A 24567-nucleotide genomic window follows, 5' to 3' on the forward strand; every position below is an offset into this window, starting at 1 on the left:
GGATTCTTATCGCGAGGAAAGGATTCTTATGAAAGGTGAAGGAGGACCGGAAAGAAAGAAAAAAGTCGCCGTTTGATTCTCTTATTCTGCCGCTTCCTTGTGCTAAGACGCCGCTGGGCCAATGCTTTCTCGTGCGACGAAGTGGGTCGGAAAGACCACCTGTCGAGGGCCTGAGATGTTGTCCGAGGAGTTTTTGTCCAAGCGTGAAATCAGCATCTCGATCGCAGTGCGGCAGATTTTCTCATAACGCTGACGGACGGAAGAGAGAGAAACATAGGAGTAGGAGGAGAAGGGCACATCATCGACCCCGACCACTGAAAGATCCTGGGGGATTTTCAACCCCGCTTCAACCGCTGCCCGCATCCCACCAAAGGCCGAAAGGTCATTCATCGCGATCAAGGCAGTTGGTCTGGGGGAGATGTTTTTCTTCAAATACTCCGCGAAGACTTGATAGGCGGAGTCTATGGTCGGTCCACAGTTGAGCATGGTGACATTTCCATCTGGGATTTCAGAATCATTCAGAAACTCGCGGACCAGGGTCGTTCGGTCGCCATCGTCCACCCCCTCCGAGATGGCATGCAGGAAGACGAAATGCTGATGGCCTAGCTTGCGCAGTTGCTTGATGCCTTCTTCCAGACCAAAGGAGAAATCACTGAGAATGGAATCGACGGGCAGGGGAAGGGTTGGAATCCCTGAGCCGAGAGCCACTACCGGATGCGCGGTTTGAGAGTGTCGCACGAGCTCGTCGCGGTATTTCTCATTATCGCTCAGACAAAGAATCGACCCATCAACACCTATCTCTTTGAGCTCTTCCAGCAAGCGTTCTTCGCGTGGAATGGATGAGCGGCAGTTTTGAATGAGGAGATCGTAGTTGTGTTCCTCGGCCACGCGCGAAAGTGTTTCGACGAGGGAGGCATAGAAGGGGTTCGTGAGGTCCTGAACTAAGATTCCGATTGTCTGGTAAGAGCCCGAACGCAGGGCTCGAGCGGCTTTGTTGGGACGATAGTTCAGTTCTTTGGCTGCCTTGAAAACTCTCTCCTCAGTTTCCTTGGAGGCCCACGAATTAGGGCGTCGGTTGAGGATGGTGGATGCCGTATTGACTGCGACTCCGGCTCGTTCTGCTACGTCCTTCAGACGAATCTTTTTCTGCATGGGTGTGGGATTTACTCAGGACAGTATAGGAAGTTTCTTAGGAAAAATGAAGAAAAAATGCGAGCTGAGATTTGCAGGCTTTTCAAACTAAGGGAACCTCCCCGTTCTGCCCGCAAATCCTAGATTCTTAGGTCGTTCATCTAGGTCACAAGGGGCTTGGAGAACCGCTGAAGGGGAGACGCTTGAACCTCTAGCCTCCCAGAGAGCTCTCGGGTCTTCTCGCTTTATTCGCCTTTTATACAGAGGAGAGCTTTTCGGCCCTTCACAGCTTCTTGGAGCAGGTCGTTGCTTGCTACTTAGTTTTGATAGCTGAATTTTTTGGAACGCCGAAGCGGTTGCGTCACTAGACGGCGGTCAGGGACCTATTTTGTTGCTGCAGTCGAGAGAACCTCTCCCCAAGAAGAGACGCCAATCATCGGTAGGTAGGGCTTGCAGGCTTCGTCCTCTTTGTCTGTTGCCAGATCTCGATAGAGGAAATAGATGGGCTTCCTGCCCAGAGGATCTTTTTCATCGTCGGGAAATTTGCGCAAGCCGATGCGCAGACCACCCTCTTTTCGGTTATCGATATGGTTATGATACTGCCAAGTCACTACCGACGAGAGTGGCTGAATCTTTTTCCAAGCGTAAGCCATGCCGGCCGCTTGCTCGCGAAGGGATTTCTCCGAATAATCGGGGGAGTTGAAACCGTTTTCCGACAGGTGAATCGGCCTGACCGCGCCCCCTTTGTCGAGCATTGCGGGAGATCTCATCCAGGCATCCAAGACCTCGATATTGCGGGGCGTGATTCGGTCTGAATCAAAGTCAAAGGTCACCCCGTCTTCCCAAGTGCGGGGATTGCGCAGGGACGCGGGATAGGGGTGATAGGCAAGGGCCCAGGGAAAATCGCCCTCCGCGCGCGTCCACTTGGTGAGCTCTAACAGCATATTCTTGGAGCCGTAGAACCGGCGGTTTCCGGGGGCGGCCCAGTGGTGGGTCAGCGTGATGAAGGGGCGGGCATTCGAGCTTTCGCTTCGTGTGATGAGGTCGACGAGCCGCATCGAACGGTGATAGAGATCGAAAAAGTAGGAGAGCGGCTTTTCTCCGCAATTGGTCCAGGACCAACCGGCATCAACCTCGTTGTGAACGATATAATTGTGGATGGAGCCAAATTTGCGGTCGGGACGGGAGTAGCGCTGGGCCAACAGGTGGAGGGCGGCTCCGTAGGTGGCCACGCCCTCCTGACTGTCCATATTGGGCATCGCATAAGGGGCGGATGGGTCGGCATCGGGGTGCCCCATGATGGAGGTGATGGCATTGGCATTTTTCTCGCGGTTGGGGTTGGGGAGGAGAAGAACGACGTCGACCAGAATGTTATGTCTGGCTGCTTCTTGAAAAGTGCGGTCGTGCCTGTGAAGAGTGGTCAGGTTGGCGTGAAAGGTTCGCCCTTGCCATTGGAAGGATTCGGTAGACTTGGAAGGATGGGGCGAGAGGAGAGAATTGAGGAGAATGTTCACGGTGATCGCGGTGATTCCCAATTCCCCCAGGTCTTCCGGAGAACGGTTGTGAGCCCATCCACCGAGTCCTTTCTTATTGGCGGGGACGGGAACGGTGAGATGTGAATACTTGCTTGGAAAGACGTCGGGATAGCGCGCATGGGATTGGGGGATTCGCTTTCCTTTCTCATCTATGGAGATCAACTGCCAACGGGAGAAGATGCGATCGTAGTTGTGGCCATCTCTTTCGCGGTGGCGTGGTAAGGTGATTTTGCCTGCTTTGAGTTGTTCGGAGTTGATTGGGACGGGTTCTTCGAAACGGGTCGGGTCGTCGGGAGCCCGAAAGAGAGGAACTTCGGCGAGAAAAATCTCTTGGGAACTGTGAGAGGCATGGAATGAAATGGTAGCTTCATCCTCGCTCAGTGAGACACTTTGGATTCGAGCAGGGAAATCAGTGGCGAGATAGGTCTGGAGAAAGTGGTCCCGCCTGTCGACCCGACTGAGATCCTTTTCCTCAAACTCGCCGGGATTGGGTGGCCGGAGACGTGCATTGCGGAGACTGAGGGCGGCTTGCGGAGAAAGGGCGAGATCCAGCCGAAGTTCATTCCAATTCTCAGGCTGCTTGGCTAGAAGAGTGGTATAGACGCTCCAGCGTTCGGAGTGATCGATGGGCGCAATCTGGCAGGCTTTATCGCCGCCTTGGAAAACGGGGCCATAGAGGACGTGCGCATTGTCGCAACCACCGAGACTGAAGCTCTCGAACTCCAACACGGTGTGAGTGGACGGAACGGAGGTCCCTGCCACGGCCCGGAGAGAAAGTCCTCCCCCGGGGGAGATTTTAAGGGTGCCGTCTTGTTCAACCTGAACCCGGGGGCTGTCGTCGAAGGCGCTGAGCTCAAGTTCGACTGGTTGCAAGGCGAGAACAACTTGAGGCCAGAGAACGAATGCCAGGAGGCGGAGAATCATCGGTTTGATAGTGGGGCAGGTTTACTTCTCCAAGGATGAAGTGGTGCGGAATCGAAACCAGCGTGCGCCATCATTGAGCCCTTCAAGAGGCTTCTGATTGATGCGGGCGAATCCGGTGTCTGAGAGAAGAAAGTAGCTGGTGTCTGGTTGCAGTTTTGGCAAATTGTCAAAGGTGATCGAGAGAGCTCCTTGAGCAGGATGATTGGGTTCCGGGTCAGCAGTCCAGACCGGGGTGGTGGGGTCTTGTATTCGATACAGGCGAATGGTTTTTCCTTTTGTATTGGTGAAGTCGAGCGGTTGCTTGAAAGCGAGGGTGAGGGGAGTCTGCAACGGAACGTCACCTTCGGAACAGAGCGGAACGGAGGTGTCAAAGGGCCAGATCTTGGTGAGGCGATGGTAGCCCCAGCCATGTTTTTCCGTCCGTAAGGGCGTTTTCCAAGAGGGGGGGATCTTGGTTTTGTTCTCTGCGAAATCGAGCCAGGATTTTGCGAGCTTCGCGAGTTGCTGGGGATTGCTCGATGCGAGGTCGATTGCTTCGACAGGGTCACGTTTCAGATTATAGAGCGCCCATGGTCCTTCGTTGATGGAGACGATCTTCCAGGGGTAATCCAGATAGCCCCGGCTGGTGTCGGAGAAAGACCAGAAGACAGGATGTTCGATATCCGCTGAGGGTAGCCTGGAGTCCTCAAAGAGAGGCAATAATGAGCGTCCAATGATTGGGACCTGGGGTGGGGCTGGCTCGTAGGTTGTTCCCGCCAATTGAAGAAAGGTCGGGTAGAGGTCTGTGATGTGTGCCTGCTGGAAACTGATCAGGCCCGGGTCATGTTTGAGTCCCTTGGGCCAGCGCATGATGAATGGCACCCGGACGCCCCCCTCGTAGCAACTGGATTTATAAAACCGGAAGGGAGCGCATCGAAGGGAAGCCCAACCATTGGAAAGGTATGGAATGGAATTACGCTCCCAAGGGATGACTGAACGGTCGACCTTAATGTGTCCGTTGCCGTAGTCGCCTCCATTGTCGGAAAGAAAAACCACCAGAGTGTTCTCGCGCAGTCCTTTCTTGTCGAGGTGAGCGAGCAGACGGCCGACATTGGTATCGAGGTTGTCGATCACGGCGGCATAGGCTTGCATGCGAAAGGCCTCGTGCTCTTGAGTCTCCTTGGGAAGCTCGTGCCAAGGACGCACATCAGGAGTGGGAGGGGAGTTGATGTGGCGCTCGTCTATGAGTCCAAGCTGACGGAGGCGCTGAAACCGTTTTTCACGAAGTTGGTCCCAGCCTTCATCGAAGCGACCCTCATACTTTTCAACCAGTTCTCTGGAGACATTCAGGGGTGTGTGGGGAGCGTTGAAGGCAAGGTAGGCGAAGAAGGGCTTACCCTGAGCAGAGGCCACATCAATGGACTCGATAGTGTGGTCGGTGAAGGCATCGGTGGCGAACCAATCGGCAGGAACTTCTTCTGGTTCGCGCTGGCGAACGATGCTCCCCGAGCCGGTGAAGTTATTGATTTGTCCCCCTAGGAATCCGTAGAATCGTTGGAACCCGTGGTCGAGCGGGTGCCTTGGCTGGTGCCACTTTCCCGATATGGATGTTGCATAGCCGGCTTCCTCCAGCGCCTTGGAGAGAGGTAGGGAGCGCTTGTAGTGGTCGGACTGGGTGTGAGTCTGCCCCGTCATTAGCGAAGTGCGCGAGACCACACACATGGGATTGACGCGAAAGTTGGCCAGGCGAGTGCCTTCGCCGGCAAGTTGATCCAAATGCGGAGTGTCGAACTCAGCACCATAACAGCCGAGGTCCGAGTAGCCCATGTCGTCCGCAACGATGAGGAGAATGTTCGGGCGATCCTCGGCGAGAGCATAGTCGGTGAAGGCGAGAAGCAGTGCGCTGAGAAGAAGTCTCATTGATTGAATTCGGACGGAGAAAAATGGGGGGGTGTTAGTTTGATTCTTGTCGGGTTGAGGAGCGGAGGAGGTCGTCAATCAAGCCGGAGAGCTTCTCTACTTTTTCGGGGTTTTGAGAGGAAAGGTTCTTTCGGTCGTCGGGGTCGGTCTGGAGGTTGTAGAGTTCTTTCCTATCCGTCCATGCGATGAGCTTGTCCCATCCGTCGATGACGACGCGAGCCCGCAAGCCATCATCGAGATTGTCCAGTTGATCGATGTCGCTATCGTGCTCGTAAACATCGACGAAGATGCGATCCCGTTCTTGGAGATTTTGGGGGGAAAGGAGATCGAGCCCTTTCATCTCGGCGGGGATTTTAATTCCGCAGGCTTTCAGAATGGTAGGAGCGATGTCGAGGTTGCTCGCGAGGGTGGTGGTATCGCGGCGGGGTTCGATCTGGTCTCCGTGGGTCAAGAAGATGGGCGTGCGAATACCGGCTTCAACGGGTTCGCGCTTCGAGCGGATGGAAACGTTTTTCTTTTCAGGATCTTGCACCCACCCATTGTCGCAAGTGTAAACGAAGAGGGTGTTTTCATAGGTTCCGGTCTCCTTCAGATGGTTGATGAGCTCGCCGCAAGTCTCGTCGAGCCATTCCACATTTGCCCAATACCAAGCGGTGGGCTCATTGGGAGCGATGTCCTTGTATTTGTTGAAAAGTCGCTCGGGGGCATTGTGGGGAGCGTGGGGGAGAAAAACTCCGTACCAAATGAAAAAGGGTTTCTTCTGAGCCTGGGATTCCGCCACGAAGTCGTAGATGGGCTTCATGGTAGTTCGTCCGATTTTGAGACCAAGGTCACCATGGCGACCGCCTTTCGTGATGTCGCCGTGGGTCATGGCGTGGGTGAAGCCGTGCTCCTTGGGATCGCCTTCCCACCATTTTCCCGTTTGAAGGGTGTTGTAGCCATTCTCCTTGAGCAATTGTATGAAGGAAGGTTTGCCTTCCATGGTCTTGTCCATGCGATTGGTGAACTCAGCCCATAGCTCCCGATTGCTGGTGCGGGTGGCGTTGTTAGGGAGGACGGGATCATTGCCGCGGACCCCCGTCTGATGAGGGTATTGACCGGAGACGATGCTGGCGAGTGAAGGTCGGCAGAGAGGCGCGGTGACGTAGCCGCGTTCATAGAGGAGCCCGTTGCTCGCCAACTCATCGAGGTGCGGTGTCTCGATGTGCGGGTGGTCCATGAAGCCGTAGTCACCCCAGGACTGGTCGTCGCTGAGAAGAAAGACGACATTGGGCGCAGCGACAGTTCCAAGAACGGTTGCGAGCAAGAGTGCGATGATTTTAACTGACATTAGGTGTTTGGTGTTGTTCGGTCTATTTGACTTCCAGTTGGGCTTTGCCGGTGACGGGAGCATCCAGAACCCATCTTTCTTTCTCTTGGGTGGCAGAAACGGCCTTGCCATTGAGCAAGACTTGGGTGGAGCCTTTGATGAGGGGGAGGTCGACGAGGGCGAGGATGTTCTCGGGGAGCTCCAGGGACATCTGGAATCCATCCTTTTGACTCCAGTCGATAAGAATGGGGCCGTGTCGAGTGGGAACCTTTCCTTTTGCCGATTCCAAATCCGCGATCCTGGGGGAAATACGTGCGGTGTTCCATCCGGGGGTCAGCGGTTGTGCTCCGAGTAGGTAGCGTGGGAAAAGGTTGGCGGGCGCGGCTCCCCACGGGTGGTTCCAATCCTGGTTGGCCTTATACTTCATGTCCCAGGCTTCCCACGTTATGGTGGTCCCGCTGTCGAGCATGTGCTTCCAGCTGCGGTCTCCATCGGCGGTGATCAGGGCGAGGGCCTCGGCGTCTGCGCCATTTTCAAAAAGAGCTTCCAGAAAATACTGGGCGGCATAGACCGACATTGTCATCCCGCGCTCAGCCAGCCATTTTACGTGTTTTTCACGGAGGTTCTCGGGAGTGATTCCGAAGGCGAGGGGGAAGAAGTTGGCGTGGGAGGATGAGTGTTTGGTTCCGATCCCGTCGCGGTAGAGTCCTGTTTCTTTGTCGAGGAAAGTTTCGTTAAAGGCCTTTTTGCTCGCGGCCAATTGCAGCTCGAACTGAGCGAGGTCGTCAACCGCCCGGACTTCACGCGCCATCTTGATCATGAGCTGAAGGGTTCGAATGTGGAAGGAGTTCACGACCGTGTTTCGAGGGGTAAAGACGTATTTGTCCCGTTCACCTTTGGGCCAGTCGACGATGTCGTGCCGGCTCATGTCGAGTTCTTCACTGAAGATGAGGTGGTCCTCACCGCGGCGGTGGAAAAGCATGCGTTCCTTGAGAATATTGTATCGCCCGGCCATCCAATTGAGATCGCCGGTGTGGAGATAATCCAAGTAGACCATGAAGACCATGTGGGGAGCCCATTCCGTAGGCCAAGTGCCGTTGAGGAGCAGATGGTCTATGGAGTCGCGGCCCATCTCTTTGTCACTATCGGTGTAGTAGTGGCTGAGCTGATTGAGGTAGGCATCGGCTTCGTAAGGGATTCGCTCGCGGTCACCATCGATATAGATGCCGGCTACGTTTGTGGCTTTGATGGAGTATTTGCAGAGGTCCCAGATGCGGTTGAGAAGCTGGTCCGAGGATTCGAAGTGGGCGGCCTCATCATCCCAGTTGACGAGGTAGGCGGTTTGACGAGCGATTTGGTCGGGGGAGATTTCGCCCGACCAACCCTCCAGTTCAACCCAGCGAAATGGAAGCACCACGCCCCACTCGGGGGGAGTGAGAATTGCGGGCGGGTGGGGAAACTTGCGAGTGGAGATGAGTTCGGTATTGCGTGGATCCGGGGGAGGGTTGGCGACGATGGCCTTGTCTCCCGAGAGGGTCACGGTGGCTAGATTGTAACGAACAGTTCCCGGTGGTTTGCGATTGATGCGCCCGTCTTGAAGATCCTCTCCGTAGTGAACGGTAACTTCTCCCTTGGCATCTGCGGTGGGCATCAAACGAACGTTTCCGTATGCAGCTTTTCCAAAGTCGATGAGGATGGTGTCTTTGTCGATGCGGCTGATCGCGACAGGTTCTTCATCGATCAAGTGAGTGGGTGCGGCAGAAACGGCTGTGAAGCTGATTCCAACAATGATCAGAGGAATCGTGCTCGAGCTGAGTGAGAAGGGGAACGCGGTCATGGATTTTTAAGACTTAAGGGAAACGGTTCTTATGGCCAGTTCTTTCTTGAATTGGAAAAAAAATTTCACGGGCAAATGCAATTGCGGAGGTTCAGTTTGCCCGAGAAGGGGGAAGTCGTCCGAGTCGAATGACTGAGGTCGGGAGTAGCAGCGAAATTGCGTCGATGAGACTTCCGTTCAGCGGAGGACGGAAACAGGCGTTTGGGTCCGGTGCGCGGGGTTACTTTCAGGCGGGACGTTGCAGAGCGTTCGGCTTGAACTGAACATAGACTGCGGTGGCTTGGGCGCGGGAATGGACGTGCAGCTTCTCGTAGATGCGTCGACGATAGGTGTCGACGGTATTGTGACTCACGCCCAGTTTATCGGAGATCTCCTTGCACAGGTAGCCTTGGGCCAAGAGGTCGAGTACTTCTTCTTCTCTTTTTGAAAGTTTACTCAACTTGTTGTCCTCCTCGCTCGGAAGGGGCTTGCGGAAGCATTTCACAACCTTTCGCGCGATGCCACTGCTCATGGGGGAACCGCCTTCGTAGACCTCTTTGAGAGATGCCAGGAGACTTTCGCAAGGAGTTTGTTTGAGGAGATATCCGGTGGCACCGGCCTCCAAGGCCTTGAAGATGCGATTGGAATCCTCGTAGACCGTGATCATAACAAACTGAATTTTGGGATATTGCATTTTGAGGCCCCGAACCATCTCGACCCCGTTCATTCCCGGGAGGTTGATATCGCTCAAGACGACGTCGGGTTGTTCCTTGGGAATGCCCTCGAAGGCCTCTTGTCCGTCGTCATATTGGCCCACCAATTCGAAACCCGGCGCATTCCCAATCCACTCCGCGTAGATTGTTCTCAGCGTTGCATCATCTTCCACGATGGTCACGCGAATGTCGTTGTCAGGTTCGGCCATGGTTGGAGTGTATCGTAAACGGGCAAATATGCTTGTCGCTAGTTTGGGTGACAGTTGTAGCAGCTTTGGAGAGAGGCGGCGAGGACGAGTTGCCTAGATGACTCCCCGAAGGGGAACCTGAAAGGTGATGGCAGTTCCTTTCTCGGGTGAGCTTTCCACCACACAGGTCCCCCCGATTTCTTTCATGCGAGTGTTCATGTTTTCCAGACCGCGACCCGAGGCAGGGCGGTTTGGGTCGGACTCCGCCATGGGATTGATCCCGCTTCCGTTGTCTTCCAGTTTGAGAATGAGCTCTTCATTTTCCGATTCCAACGTCACTTTGACCTCGGTGGCTTCGGCATACTTGACGATGTTGTTGAGTGCTTCCTTAAAGGCGAGCAAGAGGTTGTGGCGCAATTGAGCGGACAGGGAGTGCTCCGGCAGCTCGAGGGGCATCCGGATGCGACAGGTGATGCCTGCCACTTCGAGAAAATCCTGCGCGTAGCTGCTCAAGTAACTGGCGAGGTCGTCGCAGGTGTCGTGTTCTGGATCAATTGCCCACACGACTCCGTCCATGGAGCGCATGAGGTGTCTTGCGGTGGAGTGAATCTGCCCCAGCTTTTTCTTGATGGTCTCATCTTTAGGTTCAACGGCTGGTTGGGCCAGCAAGCTGATGCGGGTGAGACTGGCCCCCAGTTCGTCATGAATATCCCGCGCGATGCGGCTTCGTTCTTGCTCCAGAGCGCGCTTGGTCCGGATGCGTTGCATCACGAGTCGATGCCTGCGTCGTAGACCAAGAAATACAAGCCCGCCGGCGATGAGGGCGGTAAAGGCTCCCACCCCGAGCTTGAACCACCAGGTTTGCCAAAAGAAAGGAGAGACGGTGATCAGGAGAGAAGCCTTCTCTCTGGACCAGGAGCCATTGTTGTTGGCAGCGATGACTTCGAACTCATATTTCCCAGCGGGCAGGCGGGAGAATTGCGCTTCATATTGATTGTCCGAGATTTCCCACTTGTCGCTGAGGCCCTTCAGGCGATAGCGGATATTGACTGTCTCTGGAGAGGCCAAGCTCAATGTCGCAAAGTCAATGTTGACCCGGTTGTGATCGGGAGGCAGACGAAGGATTGCTCCCCTGGAACTGAGGTCGAGGAGGTTGGCTCCTTCGGCCGTGAAGGCCCGCGCATCCCGTTTGCGGTAACTGCCAACCAGTTGGTGGTCGACGAGCACTCTTTCCAGGCGCACGGGGGGAACAAGCACATCACCGCGATACTTCTTCGGGTTGACTCGGAGGAGTCCGTTGTAAGTGCTGAAGTAGAGATTGCCAGAGGAGTCCTTGGCAGAGGTGGGAGAATAATTTCGACTGATCTGCAGGCTGGGCAGTCCGTCATTCCGGCCGAAAGTTCGCATGCGAATCGCCCGGCTCCCGAATTGAGAGGGGTTCTGAAGCTGGGAGCGTTCCACTTGGAAAAGGCCCCGGTTGCCCGCTAGCCAGAGAGACCCGAAGTCGTCGTGTTGTATCTGGGAAATGTAGTTGTCACGCAGGCCTTCTTCAGTGGTGATTCTCTGATACTTGCCGTCTTTGATGTGCCCCAGCCCGTCGCCTGCGTAGCCAATCCAGAGGCTGCCATCTGGGGTCGCATGAAGGGTGCGGATGGAGATGAGAGCACTCCCTTCGACTCCGGTCTTGCTCACAAGTTTGGAGTCGACAACCCGCAGCAGTCGGCCATTTGATGTGCCGACCCAAACGGTTCCGTCAGTCGTCTCCGCGAGCCCTCGAATCGCCTGGAGCGAGCCTTCATGCGAGATGGCCTCGAACTTGCCATCTGAATGACGAAGAAGCTGATCGGGACCATCCGTGCCGATCCAAAGATCTCCGTTTTTTGCGACCAGAAGGGCGCGAACATAGTTGCTGCCAATGCCTTGCTCGGAACGAAATATTTCTGTTCGTTCGTTTGTTATTTTGAAAAGCCCATGCTGTCTGGAACCTGCCCAGATGTGACCAGCGGGGTCCGAGGCTACACAGAGAAATCTCACTCCTGCCTGTTTTGGTTGATAGAATTGCCATTGGCCATCCCTTTGAAAAGCAAGTCGCCCATCGCGATTCACCGCCCAAATTTTTCCGTCTGAATTGATGGTGAGTGAATTCAGGGAGGAGACGGGGGGGCTTATTTGTGGGTCGGAGAGCTGAACCGCCCGCGACTTAATCACATTGAGCCCGCCGCCGAACGTTCCAACCCAAATGTTTCCCTCGTGGTCCTCGGTGATGCCTTCGACCCACGGGTAGGAGGTGGGAATAGCCTCCAAGCGTTTGTCTGCATATCGAAAAAGACCGTTAGTCTGGGTGCAGATCCAGATGGCTCCCTTGCTGTCTTCCAATAGGTTGGTGACTTGACTGGAATCGGGGAGGGAAACTTCGGGGCTGATTTGATTCTCTGAGTCGAGATGTATCAGTTGGGAATCCACGGTCACCCAAAGTCCTCCTTGGCTTGCTTTGGTCATTTGCAGGGAGGAGTCCTTGAACTCTGCAATGAGATGAAATTTGCCTTCTTTGCGGAGGTGGAGCCTTCCTCCGTTGGCGAGCCAGATTCGACCCATGTCATCGCAGAGCAGCCTTGGCGTTTCGCCAACCGGAGTTCGATTCGGGAGCTTCCGGGAGATGACCTTGTTGTCCGCGATGTGACAGATTTCATCATAATAGGCGACCCAAAGGCCCCCCTCGTCATCGTCGGTGATGCTGTGAACCCTTTTCTCCGGCAATCCTTCGCTTTCGCCAAAAACTAGAAAATTGTCTTCTCCCAGACCGACCAGCGGTCCTCGTTCGAAGGCGGTCCATACCCGTCCGTTCCGGTCCTGAAACATTGCCCGGATCTCGCGGCTGGGAAGGTCTAGGATATCTTGCAAGGGGATGGGCTCGAACTCGTGTCCGTTGAAGCGCAAGAGCCCGTTGGAGCCCAGCCAGAGATAACCGTCCGAGGTTTGTGTGACTTCGAGAATGCTGTTAGAGGGAAGTCCGTCTTCGGTTTCCCAGCTTCGGAAGAACCAATCCGACGAGCGCGATTCGTTTGATTGGCCGCTTGCGCTCCCAATCAGAATCCAGAAAATCAGGAGGATGCTTCCGAAGTGATGCATTGGCTCAGTTGGGAAATTATACGTCTACGGTTCCGAATCCCAACTCCAAAAATGAAAAGCGAGAGGAAGTTTCGAAAGAGTCCTTCTCCCACCTAGCTTGGATGCTCGAATTGCACAGCACAGATAACAAGGTTGTTGGTTTTATTGGGGTTAGCCGGATGTTAGAAACTTGGCTTCAGGAATGGTCATAGGGCGGACCGGTGAGGCTGAAGGCGAATGGCAACGTCACCGGAACTAGGGACGTGCGTTCCGGACAGATTGGTGCACGCTCGTGTTGTGCTCAGCCGCTTCCGAGCGAAGCGGCCGCTCAATAGAAATGAAAGATAATCAAATTGCAAAATCTGTGAGTGTCTCAATTGGGGCAGTGATATTGGCAGCCCTCGGATCGCTTTCCGCAGGAGAGATAGCGGAGAGTCAGCAAGAGTGGTTCAAGCGCTATCAGAAGCAAGTCAACGCTCCTGAACCTGCCTCGATGCTGCTGAACCAAACGCCTGAACCTGACCTGGAGACTGGCTATGTGGACTTGTTCAATGGGGTCGACCTGACGGGGTGGACGAGTCGGCAAGGGAAAGCCTCTTTCGAGGCGAAGGATGGGGTCATCATGGGAACCGCCGTCCCAGGAACTCCCAGCACCTATCTGTGCACCGAGCGCGATGACTATCAGGACTTTGTTTTCACATGCGAAGTGAAGTGGATCGAGAATCTGAATACCGGAGTGATGTTTCGAGCCCAAGTGCGCAAGACCGAGAAGCTCGCAGAAGAAGTCTATGGTCCTCAGGTCGAGATGGAGGGCGTGAAAGGAGAGCGCCGCTGGTCGGGAGGAATCTACGGCCAATCCTGTGGTGGATACTACTATCCGGTGTGGCTCAAAGAGCATGAGGAAGCCCGCAAGGCGATCGAACGCGAAGGCTGGAACCGCGTGACGGTGGAAGCAAAGGGCAAGGTGGTGAAGACCTGGCTCAATGGGGTGCCCATCGCCCACTGGGTAGGTGACGGAACTTTCGCCGAGGGCTTTCTCGGGCTGCAAGTTCACAAAGCCAAGTCGGGTCAGGTGGCCTTTCGAAATATTCGAGTCAAAGAGCTACCATGAGATTACCGTGATGTCCCTGTCGGGGATTTGGTTGGGTTGGATTGTTAGTTGACCCGGTAATCCATTATAATCAGTGGGGAAGGAACCCCGTCGACAGCCTCCGGCTTCTTGGTCCGTATTTTCCGTTTTGGATACTCTTGGAGATAAAGGGAGAGGACCTCCTCCGTTGCCCAGCGGGTCGGATCGGGAATGGCATCAGCGGCAATGGACTGTTTTTCCGGCAAGTTCAGACGTTCCCATTTCCACTTTGTGATTTGAGCGTTGGGGGTTCCCTTTGCCAACTGGAGGGTGTCGTTGTCCGAGAAAATGAGAATCATTTTGCGCTGGGGAGTTGCCAGCAATTTGGGCCGGTTGCCGCCGAAGGGCAGGGCTTGATGGAGCCACCTCCCGGCACTCGTTCGCCAATAGTGCTGGTAGCGGCGCTCCCGGGAGCCCTCTGCGCGATGGAAGACCACGATATGGATGCTTCCGTCGGGAAAGGCGTAGTGGGTGGTTTGGTTGGAGAGCCCACTCGCCAGAGGGATGGGGGCAACGACCAGGCCTTCCGTATCGAGATGGATGGGGGCCTTGCCGGTGGAGCCAATCATTTTTCCCGCAGAGTTGTGCCACGTTCGTCCATGATCATCGCTGTAGGCGTAACAGAGGCTGTGGTTGTTTAGAGCGAGGGTTTTCTCAAAACGGTCCCGCCAGACCCACGAGGCATGGAGGCGGTTGCCAGCGTAGGAAAGGCAGTTCATGTAGGGGCACCGGTTGTGGCTCGTTTGACCATTGCTTTTGAGGATACCTTTGTCTCTCGAAATAAACTTGCCGAGCCCCGGAGTCCATTGGTGACTCCCGCCATCGTATTCTTCGATGAAACCGTCGCCGTTGGCCGAGGTGACGGAGCGGTAGTAGAGCATGAGGTTGCCATTGGGGGCCGCGAAAAATCGAGGATAGGTCACTCGCTCGGCAGCCGAGACCTTTCCCAGACTATGCTGCTTTTCTCCGAAGAGCTTCTTCGTCCATTCTGTGGTCTTGGGATTGTGGGCGGCTCCGATTTGAGAGACTCGATAGTTGAGCTGGCTCGCGTGGTGGTCAAAGGCCATGTGGATAGTGCCGTCTTTATCGCAAATGCCGAGGACAGCGGTGTTGTGCGAGTCGTTCGTCTCAAAACGATGGTCGTCAAAAGCAATCACGTCCCATAAACCATTGGGAAGCTTCCGGCGCCCGATGCAGACTTGGCGACTGGCGTTGAAGTAGGTGACATACTGGTATCCACGATAGCTCACTAGTGGCCACTGCTGATGACTGCGGCCGTTCACGCTAATTCCGAAGCGGGTCGCGGGACCTGCTGCGAAGGTGAGCGCCTTTCGGTCCACGATGGTCTTGGAGAGAGACTGGACTTCATCGCCGGGGGAGGAAGTCAGAGTCATCCCCAGAATGAGAAGAGAGGAAAGAGCCCGTAGCGGTTTGATGGGAGGGAGCATGAGTTCAAAGTTTTACCCCGGGACTAGCTGAATTCTTTCTTTCCTCCGGTGAAAGTGAAGAGAGATTTCCGGCAATTGTCCGAAGCGAACGAAAGCGGCGGAAAGACTCTTGTTTAAGCCTTTGCCCGCCGCTTTCGTGTTTCCTGACGGGAGCATCGAGAGAGAGAAATGGAGGTCCAAGTCTTCTTTCCCGAGCGTCTTTCCTTCCGAATTTCGGAGGCCGGGATGTGAGCGGCAACAAGGTCCGCGAGTCAGCAAGCCCTCGTTCGCAGTAGCGGTGTTCGGATTGGTTACAACGACCGGTTCAATCAGGTAGGGTCGACTTGGAGAGCGGGGGAACTCTCGTTCTTGTTGGCTTCTTCTTCGTAGAAGAAATCTTTGTCGTCGTGCTTGGGGACCGGAATATTAACTAGAGTCATTTGGCCTACGGCACGATGCCGGCAGCCGGGCTGAATGAGAATGGAAGACATGGGTTTGACCGGCACCATCTCGCCATCGAGTTCCAGAACGCCTTCGCCCTCGAGGATGAGATATATTTCAGCAGTCTTCTGGTGGTAGTGAGAAGTGGGCTCGTCCTTGACCTTGAGGAGGTGGATGGATGCGGGGGCGTCGGGGAGATCGGCGAAGCCGCGGCGGGTGGTGCCGCAACAGCATTCGATCTCGGGAAGGTCGTCGAGTTGGACTTTGTGGTAGCGCGGTTGGGACATGGTCGGAGTGCGGTCTGTTAGGTTAAATGGCAATAGGACCCCAGCGGGTGGTGAGCGAACTTGATTGCTCCGCAAGGAGTGGATGCGATGACGGCGCGATTCCATCGCGGCACCTATTTTTTGTCACGAACAATGCGGTGTTCAGCTGTCACGAACTTACGTTACAATTTTAGGGCTCACTTTTTCGACATGGGGTGGCTACCTTGATAGGAGTTGGCGGGGGCACTCCATGAAGCCCATGCCAAGTGGACAGTAACCGAACGGAATCCCTCTTTACTCAACTGATACCCCATGCGCGCAATTCACCGACTTTCAATCATGTTTCTGACGGCTGTGACTTTCAATAATAGTAGTTTTGCTGCGGAAGTTCCTCACTCTCTAACAGTCGGGGAGGGATTTGTTGATCCCGTAGGCTATCACGACGCCACCCCCGTGTTCTCATGGAAGTTGCCGAACGGTGTTCGCAGGCAGAGCGGCTATCGTATCGAGGTAACCGAGGGAGAGCGGATTCTGTGGGATAGCGGATGGGTGGAGTCTGCGCAATCTCTCTTGATTCCTTATGGCGGCGCGCCTCTTCAATCGCGTGAGAGAGTGAGCTGGAGGGTGGATTTCCGCGATGAGGAGGGAAAGGCATCGGGGTGGAGCGAACCTGCCTTTCTGGAGCTCGGACTGCTTTCTAACAAGGATTGGGAAGGGCGCTGGATACGGCCCCAGGCGGACCTGCCCGAGCTGGAGTCCACTTCCTATTTGCGGCGCGATTTTTCGTTGGAGGGGTCGATTGAAAGAGCCCGTCTTTATGTGACTGCGCGAGGGCTTTGTGAAGTTCATCTGAATGGTTCAAAAGTGGGACAGGATGAGTTCGTGCCGGGGTGGACCTCCTACGCCAATCGCTTGGATACCATGACCTATGATGTCACAGAACAGCTCCAAGAAGGAAAGAATACAGTGGGTGCGCTCTTGGGAACGGGATGGTATGCTGGCAAAATTGGTTTTCGAGAAGAGGCCAACCGCTATGGCAGCCAGCCCGAATTGCTCCTGCAGCTGGAGGTCACACTGAAGGATGGAAAGAGATTACTGATTGGCTCCGATGAGGGGTGGAAGTCTACCTTCGATGGGCCCATTCGCGATTCCAGTATTTACGATGGCGAGACCTACGACGCGAACTTGGAACTGCCGGGGTGGAGCAGGCCTGACTTCAATGACGAGGCTTGGACCCAGGTTCGGACCAGTAGCGAGCTGGGAAAGGCCCAACTTGCGCCCAAGCCCTTTGCACCTGTGCGGGTGAAGGAGAAACTGCCGACAGTGGAGATCACAGAACCTGAAAAGGGGCGATACGTATTCGACCTCGGCCAGAATATGGTGGGTTATCCTGAGATTCGGATTCCAGTGAAGAAAGGCGAAAAAATCACCACGCGCTTTGCCGAAATGCTGAATCTCGATGGCACGATGTATACCGACAATTACCGTAAGGCAAAGTCGACGAATTTCTATACCGCCGCAGAAACCGGCACCATCACTTGGAAGCCGACCTTTACCTTTCATGGTTTTCGGTATGTTGAGTTGTCCGGATTCACCGATGAAGTCGAACCAGAGAAGGATTGGGTCAAAGGGCTTGTTCTGAGAACCGACATTCCGCAAATCGGACACTTCGAGTCATCGCATGAAAAGTTGAACCAGTTGCAGTCGAACATTACCTGGGGACAACGTGGTAATTTCTTGGATATTCCCACGGACTGTCCGCAACGCGATGAGCGCATGGGTTGGACAGGGGACGCACAGGCCTTTCTTTCCACCTCTATGTTCAACTTCGACTCCCATGCGTTCTGGAAAAGCTGGCTGGGTTCGATGCGCGACGACCAGCTGCCGAATGGAAAGATTCCTTGCGTGATTCCTGATGTATTTGCTGGCCCGGATAGCCCGGGATGGATGGATGCGGCTACTATCGTGCCCTGGAATATCTACGTGCGCACCGGTGACCGCGAGGTTCTTGCTGAGAACTATGAGATGATGGAGGGGCTGGTGGGATTCTATCGCCAGAAGGCGAAGGGGAATTTGATTCCACGCATCAGTGCCTTCGGGGACTGGTTGCAGCCCTATGCAAAGGACAACAAGGGAGACACCCCATACCCGCTTTTGGGAACGGCATTCTATGCTCATAGTGCCCAGATCTTAGCCGACTCGGCAAAGGCGCTTGGAAACAAAAGCGGTGCGGAGAAGTATCAAGCGGAAGCGGATGCGGTGAGAGAGGCCTTCGTAGCACATTACTTTGACGAGGATGGAAAGCAAAAGAATGCGCCTGAGACCCAGACCGCCTATATTCTAGCTTTGGAATTCAATCTTCTCCCCGGGAAGCAACAGGCGAAGGCCGCGGCAAATCTCATGCGTTTGATCGGGGAAGCAGAAGGACATCTGCGCACGGGATTTTTGGGTACGCCGTATATTGCGAAAGTGCTCGATGAGACCGGCAATGCAGAGACCGCTTTTTCTCTGTTGTTCAAGGAAAGCTATCCCTCATGGTTCTATTCCATCAACCAAGGGGCGACCACAATGTGGGAACGGTGGGATAGCTACACCTTGAAGGACGGCTTCCATCCCGAGGGTATGAATTCGTTCAATCACTACGCCTATGGGGCCATCGGGCAGTGGATGTATGAGCGGGTCGCGGGATTGGCCCCTGATCCCGAGCATCCGGGCTATCAGCACTTTTTTGTCCGACCTCTGGTGGGCGGCCCTTTGACTTCGGCAAGTGCGACTCTCGAGACCGGATATGGCAAGGCTGCCAGTCGGTGGGTTTTGGAAAAGGGGACTTTGGAATTGGAAGTGGAGGTTCCGCCCAACACCACTGCCACCATCGAATTTCCGAACGGTCGAGATAGTGAAAAGGTGTCTGCTGGTCAGCATCGGTTTGTTATCAAGATGTAGGTTCGTTTCAGCCGGTCACGTATTCACGTGACAAATTGGGGTGTGCTCTCTGTGAGTTTAATTCGTTTAATCACAGAGAGCAGTGGGAGTTTGCCTTCGTTGATGGAGGCCTCGCTCTCGGTGTGTGGTAAGTTATGAAAGAGAGAAAGCGTTTGACGCGGTCCCGCCTGGGGTTTGTCCGGGGGAGGTTGTGGGTAGCTGCGATTGGGGTGCTTCAGCCGCATCTTTGCTTAGGGCAGCTTCTCATCAATGAGTTTTCTGCCACCAATTCTGATCGTCTGTTGGTTCGAGAGACAGGGCAATACCCTCGGGTTGGCAATACGGTGCCGTGGCAATCTGCTTCTTACGATGATTCCCAATGGGAGACTGGAGACGGTCCTTTCGGCTTTGGCAGCGTCGGGGGAGTTTCGTTGGGGACAAATGTTTCCGCGGAAATGCAAAATCAGACTCCTACTCTTTATCTCCGAAAGAGCTTCAATGTCTCATCGGGAATTGCCGCTAGCACTTCGAATTTGGAGCTGAAGGTGCGCTATAATGATGGCTTTATTGCCTACTTGAATGGAGTCGAGATCGCGCGCCGCAACATGGCTCTCCCCGGGATGTTCGCTTATCGGGATCAACCGGCCTATAATTCAAGTTCAAGTAGCGCGCTGACTACCATCACTGTAGGTGTGGCGAGCTCCCTTCTTCAAGACGGCGAAAACCAGCTTGCGATTCAGGTGCACAATTTGACGGCTGGGAATTCATCTCTTCTACTCGCTGCCGATCTCGAGCTCGCCAATGGCACCACGGTGGTTGATGGTTCGACTTCTTGGAACTACTTCGCCGGTCTAGCCGAGCCCTCGGGAGGACTGGTTGATTACGGACTACTTGCCAGGGAGGCGGAGGCTGCACCCGATGTCGTGTGGGCCACTACGAGCTTTGACGATTCTACCTGGGATACAGGGGTAGGGCCGGTGGGGTATGATTCCGCGAACCCACCACACTACGTTGTAGGTGTTCCCGGTCTCATCACGCGGATGCGAAATATTACCCCTTCGATTTACGCCCGCATTCCCTTCAGCGTGACTGCGGCAGAAGCTGACTCTGCTTTTCCGCTTTCTCTCTTGGTGGACTATGACGATGGCATGATCGTCTATCTCAATGGCACTGAGGTCTATCGCGGCAATATGGGGGAGCCCGGCGCTTTTGCCTCCCACACTGATATTGCCGGTGGCAATCATCCTGCTACGGGAGACGGAGGTAATCCCATGGACCGATCGCAGATGATCACTTTGGGGGAAGCGAGAGGCTTGCTGCTCGCGGGAGACAATGTTCTGGCAATCCAACTTCACAATGCCTCTTTGGGGAGTTCCGATTTGATCGGGGAAGCCACCCTCAGCAGCACGGGAACCACTGCGCGTAATCTGGTTTCTCCAACAGATTCGCTACGCTATTTCGTGGGGCTTGCGGAGCCAATCGACCTGGAAGACATCGGTGAAAATGACATCGGAACGATCGAGGACCCGCCGGATTCCGAGAATGATTGGATTGAGATTCGAAACACGAGTTCCGGTGAGATTTCTTTGGATGGTTGGTCTATGAGTGACGACCCAAGCGACCCGACCAAATGGGAATTTCCTGCTGGGACAACCATTCCAGGGAATGGCTATCTGGTGGTGGTGGCGAGTAGCCTCGATTACAGCCCCGCGGGGGACGGGACGACCTATGCGCACACGAACTTCAAGCTCTCCTCCACGGGGGAAGATCTTCTGCTTGTTCGTCCGGACGGTCAAATCGAGGATGAGCTCCCCGGTGAATTTCCCTCGCAGACGTGGCGCTATACCTATGGTAGGCAAGCTGACGGCACCTTCGGCTATCTCGCGCTCGGTACTCCGGGGGCTGAGAATGCCGGTTCGGTTTTGGGAGAAGCTCCCGCGCGGCCTGAGGTCGGTCTTGCCGGTGGCTTCTATCCGTCCCCGCTCAGTGTGTCTCTCACAACTCCAACGCCCAGCGCAATCATTCGCTACACCACCGATGGCACCGATCCCCTTGGAGGGATGATTTACGGCGGTCCTATTCAGGTCGCTTCGAACACCGTTATCAGGGCCCGGTCATTTCTGCCCGATGCCATCCCTTCGGAAAGTGTGACCCACACCTATTTGATCAATCAGGGCCCTGCCTATCAGAGTATTCCCGCGATGTGCCTTTCGGGAGATCCTGCTCTCACTTTCTATGGGCCCAATGCGGCTGATGGGCCTGCCAATGGAGAAGGGGTTTTCGCAATCAACGGTGGTAGCTATGACGACGGAGTGTGGAGCGCCAATGGACAGAGTAGTGCCTACAATCACGCTGCCGCGAGTGGTCGATCCAATGAAAAGTACGGAGCAATGGAATACTTGCCTCTAACAGGCGAGCCTTTGCGGACCGAGCTTGGGATGCGAGTGGCGGGCAGTGGGCATACGCGGGCGCGTTTGCGCATTACCGATGCCATGGACGAGCCGTTCACTTCGACCTCGACGTCTGCCACCAAGTTCGAAAAGCCATCGATGAACATTTTCTTTCGCCCCGAGTTCGGCGAACGACCCATCGACTATCCTTTCTTCGGGAGTAACACCGTCACCGAGTTCGACAGCTTGCGGGTGAGAGCAGGAAAGAATGATTGGTATAATCCCTTCATTAAGGACGAGTTGATGAGACGTCTTTTCATCAACACGGGACAAGTCGGTAGCTACGGCACCATCCACACCCTCTGGATCAATGGAGTTTACAAAGGCTATTACAACACCGCCGAGCGCATTCGGGAGGGTTTCATGCAAGCGCATTACAATAGCTCCGAGTCTTGGGATGTGCAGCAGGTGAATAGTTTTTCCAGCGGTGACCCGACAAACTGGAATAAGATGCTCAACTACCTGCGCACAGCAGACCTGACCACCACTGCAGGCTATGCGGGGGTACTCGACTACCTCGATGTCGACAACTACCTCGATTACATCCTCGTGAACGCCTACGCTGCAATGGGGGATTGGCCCCACAACAACTGGATTGCGGCCCGCGAGCGGAGTTCGACGGGACGCTGGCGTTTCTATGTCTGGGATGCGGAAGGTGCCTTTGGATTCTCCGAACGCAGCACCTCTACCAATACCTTTACCGAACAATTAACTTTACCTAGCACACGCTTTCCGACAGCCGATGCCCAAACGACGACCAGTCAATACATCCAGGCAATCTACACCTTGCTGAAGCAGTCGCCGGAGTTTCGGCTCCGAATGGCTGACCGCGCGCAGAAGCATCTCTACAATGGGGGGGCGTTGGTCACTTCGGAAATCACTGAAGTCTACAACGAGTTGAGGAGCGAGGTGACGCCCATTATTGAAGAAACAATCGGTGGTTCTTTCCGAGACAATTTTTACAACGGATGGATTGCCAATAACACCCGTTTCAATGCCTTGACTGGCCAACTGGTGAGTGAGAACGCTTGGCCTGCGACCAGCGCGCCCACCTTCAATCAATACGGTGGCGAGATTTCGCAGGGTTTTCAACTCACCATTGGCAATCCGAATAGTGGGGGAACCATTTACTATACCACTGATGGAAGCGATCCTCGGGGCTTGGGTGGAATCGTGTTAGGAGATTCCTATTCTTCACCTATTTCCTTAAGCGAAGATACCAGAGTTCGAGCGCGGGTTCTGGCTTCTGGAGTTTGGAGTCCTGAGATCGACTTCGAGTTCACTCTGCCGTTCGCGTATCCTACCTTCTTGCCGCTAATCAGTGCGGATTGGACTGCGGACGACAATTGGTCGAGTGCGCCCGGGCCATTTCCGAATAGTGTGGATGCCATTGCAGTGATTCCGGGAGTTTCGGGAGATTCTCGCAATGCCAATATCCGGGAACCGGTCACCCTGGGACGCTTGATTTTCGAACTCGCCGATAGCGAAAGGCGGAGCCGGGTGCGAGACCGTAGCACCGGCAATACCCTGACGTTTTCTGATACCAGCGGAGAAGCGGAAATCCTCGTGACTGGAAATGGAGAGGGCTATGCAGAGTTGGAAGTCGAAGCTGGAGTCACCCTGACTGATAGTGTGCGACTAGATGTCGTGCATCGAAATGGTGATGGGGATTACGGGGCATTACGGTTGCGAAGCGACTGGAATGGGCCGGGTGGCTTGACCAAGTCAGGCTTGGGTATCGCCTCCTTGACCGGAGATGGGAAAGACTATTTAGGTGCAACGGTTGTTGAGGAAGGGGTCTTGCAAGTCACCGAGCCGGCCGCGCCCTCGGCAACGAGTTCGGTGAGCGTTCTCTCGGGTGGGCAGCTGAGATTGACTTCGGGCACAGGGCCTAATGAGCCGCCGCGTGACTATGCTTTCGGAGGAACGCTCGGTCTGGCCGGCTTTGGTCGGGGAAGCGAGATCTCCGACAATGAAGGCAACGGTAAGAAGGGGGCTTTGCGCTATGAGCCTGGCGACTCTAACAACGTCGCGGTTATTTCTTCTAGGGTTGAATTGGCAGCTCCGAGCGAGATTCATGTCGCGGGCTCTTCCAACTCGCTGGCTCTTTTGCAGCCACTCGGGGGAGAGCATGCTCTAACCAAATCGGGGGGAGGTTCTCTCTATCTCGGAGGGGACCAAAGCGCGCGGACTTATCCCATTGCGGTTTCGGCGGGGACTCTTGAAATTCAGGGAGACTTGGGTTCAACGATTGCCTTGGCACCCAGCGCGACTCTCAGAGGGTTTGGTCGCACTGCGGCAATTTCCGGAGAAGGGAGCATTGTGTTAGAGCAAACTCTGTTGGAGGCACCGTCGTCCAGCGCCAGTCACTATTCATTCGTTTTTGGAGCTAGCGGTTCTCCCAGCTTGGGGCTTCCTGCGGCTACCACCAATTCGACTATCATTCTGGAGGCTGCTCCTACGGGAGTTCTTTCTCTCGATTTCTACCTCATTGGTTCTGCGCAAGGAGCGGGTAGGGTGTCGCAAGGAGGATTTCTCGTTCCGTTTGGGGAGGACTTGGAGAACTCTCTCTCTTCGGCCACGGTTCGGGTGTATACCCACGATCTGGAAGGCACGCATCAATTTGGTGGTGAGAATTGGAGCCTTGTTCCGGAGTTCACCTTGACTTCAGTTGCTGCCGATCTCGGGCAGGCCGCTCCGTTTGAGCAAATCCGTATACTGGAACTGACCAACGGGGATGGTCCTCCGACCAGCTTCGAGGCTTGGCGTCAGGCCAACTTTGATGCGGCGGAGCTCGCAGATTCCCAGACTTCAGGACCTTTAGCTTCGCCTTATCGCGACGGTGTGAGCAATCTGATGCGGTATGCGCTCGGGGTGCCAATGGGAGCCAGTGCCTTGGACTACCTGCCGCGTCTTGTTTCCGGGGCCGCGGGTGTGGGGCTTGAGTTTCCCTTTGAGACTGGACGTGACGATTTACAGGTCTTCCTTGAGAGCTCCGAAAACCTGGAAGATTGGTCGGAAGCTGCCGCCCTTTTCGATTCCGCTGAGGATTACCCACCTGAAGCTGACGGAAAAGGATGGATTCTTATCGAAGACACGAGAGCTCCGGTCTTACAACGTTTCTACCGTATTCGGGTGGTAGCGAAGTAATTTAAAATCTTTTCCACTGATAAGGCCGAGTCTTCGCAAATTCCTTTGTGGAATATAGGAAAGAGGCCTGTTTGTTGCTCGTTCGGAAATCTCTTTCAGGTTTTGTATGAACCGATTCGCGTCACATCTTTACGTGACGTGACAGAATGGACTCGAGCA

Annotated in this window: 12 protein-coding genes; 3 read left to right on the forward strand and 9 right to left on the reverse strand. The window is 54.8% G+C overall.

From position 1 onward, the window contains the following. Window positions 1-102: 102 nt before the first annotated feature. The 7 genes from IE099_RS09965 to IE099_RS09995 form a co-directional block, all read right to left on the reverse strand. On the reverse strand, window positions 103-1152 hold the full coding sequence (locus IE099_RS09965) for a LacI family DNA-binding transcriptional regulator (protein WP_189569774.1): 1050 nt from the start codon (window positions 1150-1152) through the stop codon (window positions 103-105). 362 nt (window positions 1153-1514) lie between these two features. Continuing rightward, entirely contained in the window at window positions 1515-3590 is a 2076-nt protein-coding gene (locus tag IE099_RS09970; RefSeq protein WP_189569775.1) for a DUF5722 domain-containing protein, read from the reverse strand. Window positions 3591-3611: 21 nt separating this feature from the next. Continuing rightward, on the reverse strand, window positions 3612-5489 hold the full coding sequence (locus IE099_RS09975) for a sulfatase-like hydrolase/transferase (protein ID WP_189569776.1): 1878 nt from the start codon (window positions 5487-5489) through the stop codon (window positions 3612-3614). Window positions 5490-5523: 34 nt separating this feature from the next. Then, entirely contained in the window at window positions 5524-6819 is a 1296-nt protein-coding gene (locus tag IE099_RS09980; RefSeq protein ID WP_189569777.1) for a sulfatase-like hydrolase/transferase, read from the reverse strand. Between the two features lie 22 nt (window positions 6820-6841). Continuing rightward, window positions 6842-8635: a family 78 glycoside hydrolase catalytic domain gene (locus IE099_RS09985; protein ID WP_189569778.1), complete on the reverse strand. Its 1794-nt coding sequence runs from the start codon at window positions 8633-8635 to the stop codon at window positions 6842-6844. Between the two features lie 226 nt (window positions 8636-8861). Next, window positions 8862-9536, reverse strand: coding sequence for a response regulator (locus IE099_RS09990; protein WP_189569779.1), 675 nt, complete (start codon window positions 9534-9536; stop codon window positions 8862-8864). 93 nt (window positions 9537-9629) lie between these two features. Next, complete coding sequence (locus IE099_RS09995; protein WP_189569780.1) at window positions 9630-12644, reverse strand: sensor histidine kinase; 3015 nt, start codon at window positions 12642-12644, stop codon at window positions 9630-9632. Window positions 12645-12960: 316 nt separating this feature from the next. Between IE099_RS09995 and IE099_RS10000 the strand changes: the two genes are divergently transcribed. Next, on the forward strand, window positions 12961-13734 hold the full coding sequence (locus tag IE099_RS10000) for a 3-keto-disaccharide hydrolase (protein WP_189569781.1): 774 nt from the start codon (window positions 12961-12963) through the stop codon (window positions 13732-13734). Window positions 13735-13778: 44 nt separating this feature from the next. On the opposite strand, the gene IE099_RS10005 is transcribed toward IE099_RS10000, so the two are convergent. Together IE099_RS10005 and IE099_RS10010 are read right to left on the reverse strand one after the other, a co-directional pair. Further along, window positions 13779-15200, reverse strand: a complete 1422-nt coding sequence (locus tag IE099_RS10005; RefSeq protein WP_229809468.1) for a BNR repeat-containing protein — start codon at window positions 15198-15200, stop codon at window positions 13779-13781. A 308-nt stretch (window positions 15201-15508) separates the two neighbouring features. After that, window positions 15509-16012 carry a cupin domain-containing protein gene (locus IE099_RS10010; RefSeq protein WP_229809469.1) on the reverse strand — a complete coding sequence of 168 codons (504 nt, stop codon included), beginning with the start codon at window positions 16010-16012 and terminating at the stop codon, window positions 15509-15511. A 213-nt stretch (window positions 16013-16225) separates the two neighbouring features. On the opposite strand from IE099_RS10010, the gene IE099_RS10015 reads away from it, so the two are divergent. Both IE099_RS10015 and IE099_RS10020 read left to right on the forward strand, forming a co-directional pair. Next, window positions 16226-18829: an alpha-L-rhamnosidase gene (locus IE099_RS10015; RefSeq protein ID WP_229809470.1), complete on the forward strand. Its 2604-nt coding sequence runs from the start codon at window positions 16226-16228 to the stop codon at window positions 18827-18829. A gap of 134 nt (window positions 18830-18963) precedes the next feature. Continuing rightward, window positions 18964-24408, forward strand: coding sequence for a chitobiase/beta-hexosaminidase C-terminal domain-containing protein (locus tag IE099_RS10020; protein WP_189569783.1), 5445 nt, complete (start codon window positions 18964-18966; stop codon window positions 24406-24408). Window positions 24409-24567 lie beyond the last annotated feature (159 nt).

Source organism: Roseibacillus persicicus (genome assembly GCF_014651675.1).
GTDB classification, from domain to species: Bacteria; Verrucomicrobiota; Verrucomicrobiia; order Verrucomicrobiales; family Akkermansiaceae; genus Roseibacillus; species Roseibacillus persicicus.

Coding starts and splice junctions, on each gene's coding strand:
- IE099_RS10015 (WP_229809470.1), top strand. CDS start 16,226: ATGTTTCTGACGGCTGTGACTTTCAATAATAGTAGTTTTGCTGCGGAA.
- IE099_RS09990 (WP_189569779.1), bottom strand. CDS start 9,536: ATGGCCGAACCTGACAACGACATTCGCGTGACCATCGTGGAAGATGAT.
- IE099_RS09980 (WP_189569777.1), bottom strand. CDS start 6,819: ATGTCAGTTAAAATCATCGCACTCTTGCTCGCAACCGTTCTTGGAACT.
- IE099_RS09965 (WP_189569774.1), bottom strand. CDS start 1,152: ATGCAGAAAAAGATTCGTCTGAAGGACGTAGCAGAACGAGCCGGAGTC.
- IE099_RS09970 (WP_189569775.1), bottom strand. CDS start 3,590: ATGATTCTCCGCCTCCTGGCATTCGTTCTCTGGCCTCAAGTTGTTCTC.
- IE099_RS10010 (WP_229809469.1), bottom strand. CDS start 16,012: ATGGAATCGCGCCGTCATCGCATCCACTCCTTGCGGAGCAATCAAGTT.
- IE099_RS09995 (WP_189569780.1), bottom strand. CDS start 12,644: ATGCATCACTTCGGAAGCATCCTCCTGATTTTCTGGATTCTGATTGGG.
- IE099_RS09975 (WP_189569776.1), bottom strand. CDS start 5,489: ATGAGACTTCTTCTCAGCGCACTGCTTCTCGCCTTCACCGACTATGCT.
- IE099_RS10020 (WP_189569783.1), top strand. CDS start 18,964: ATGAAAGAGAGAAAGCGTTTGACGCGGTCCCGCCTGGGGTTTGTCCGG.
- IE099_RS09985 (WP_189569778.1), bottom strand. CDS start 8,635: ATGACCGCGTTCCCCTTCTCACTCAGCTCGAGCACGATTCCTCTGATC.
- IE099_RS10000 (WP_189569781.1), top strand. CDS start 12,961: ATGAAAGATAATCAAATTGCAAAATCTGTGAGTGTCTCAATTGGGGCA.
- IE099_RS10005 (WP_229809468.1), bottom strand. CDS start 15,200: ATGCTCCCTCCCATCAAACCGCTACGGGCTCTTTCCTCTCTTCTCATT.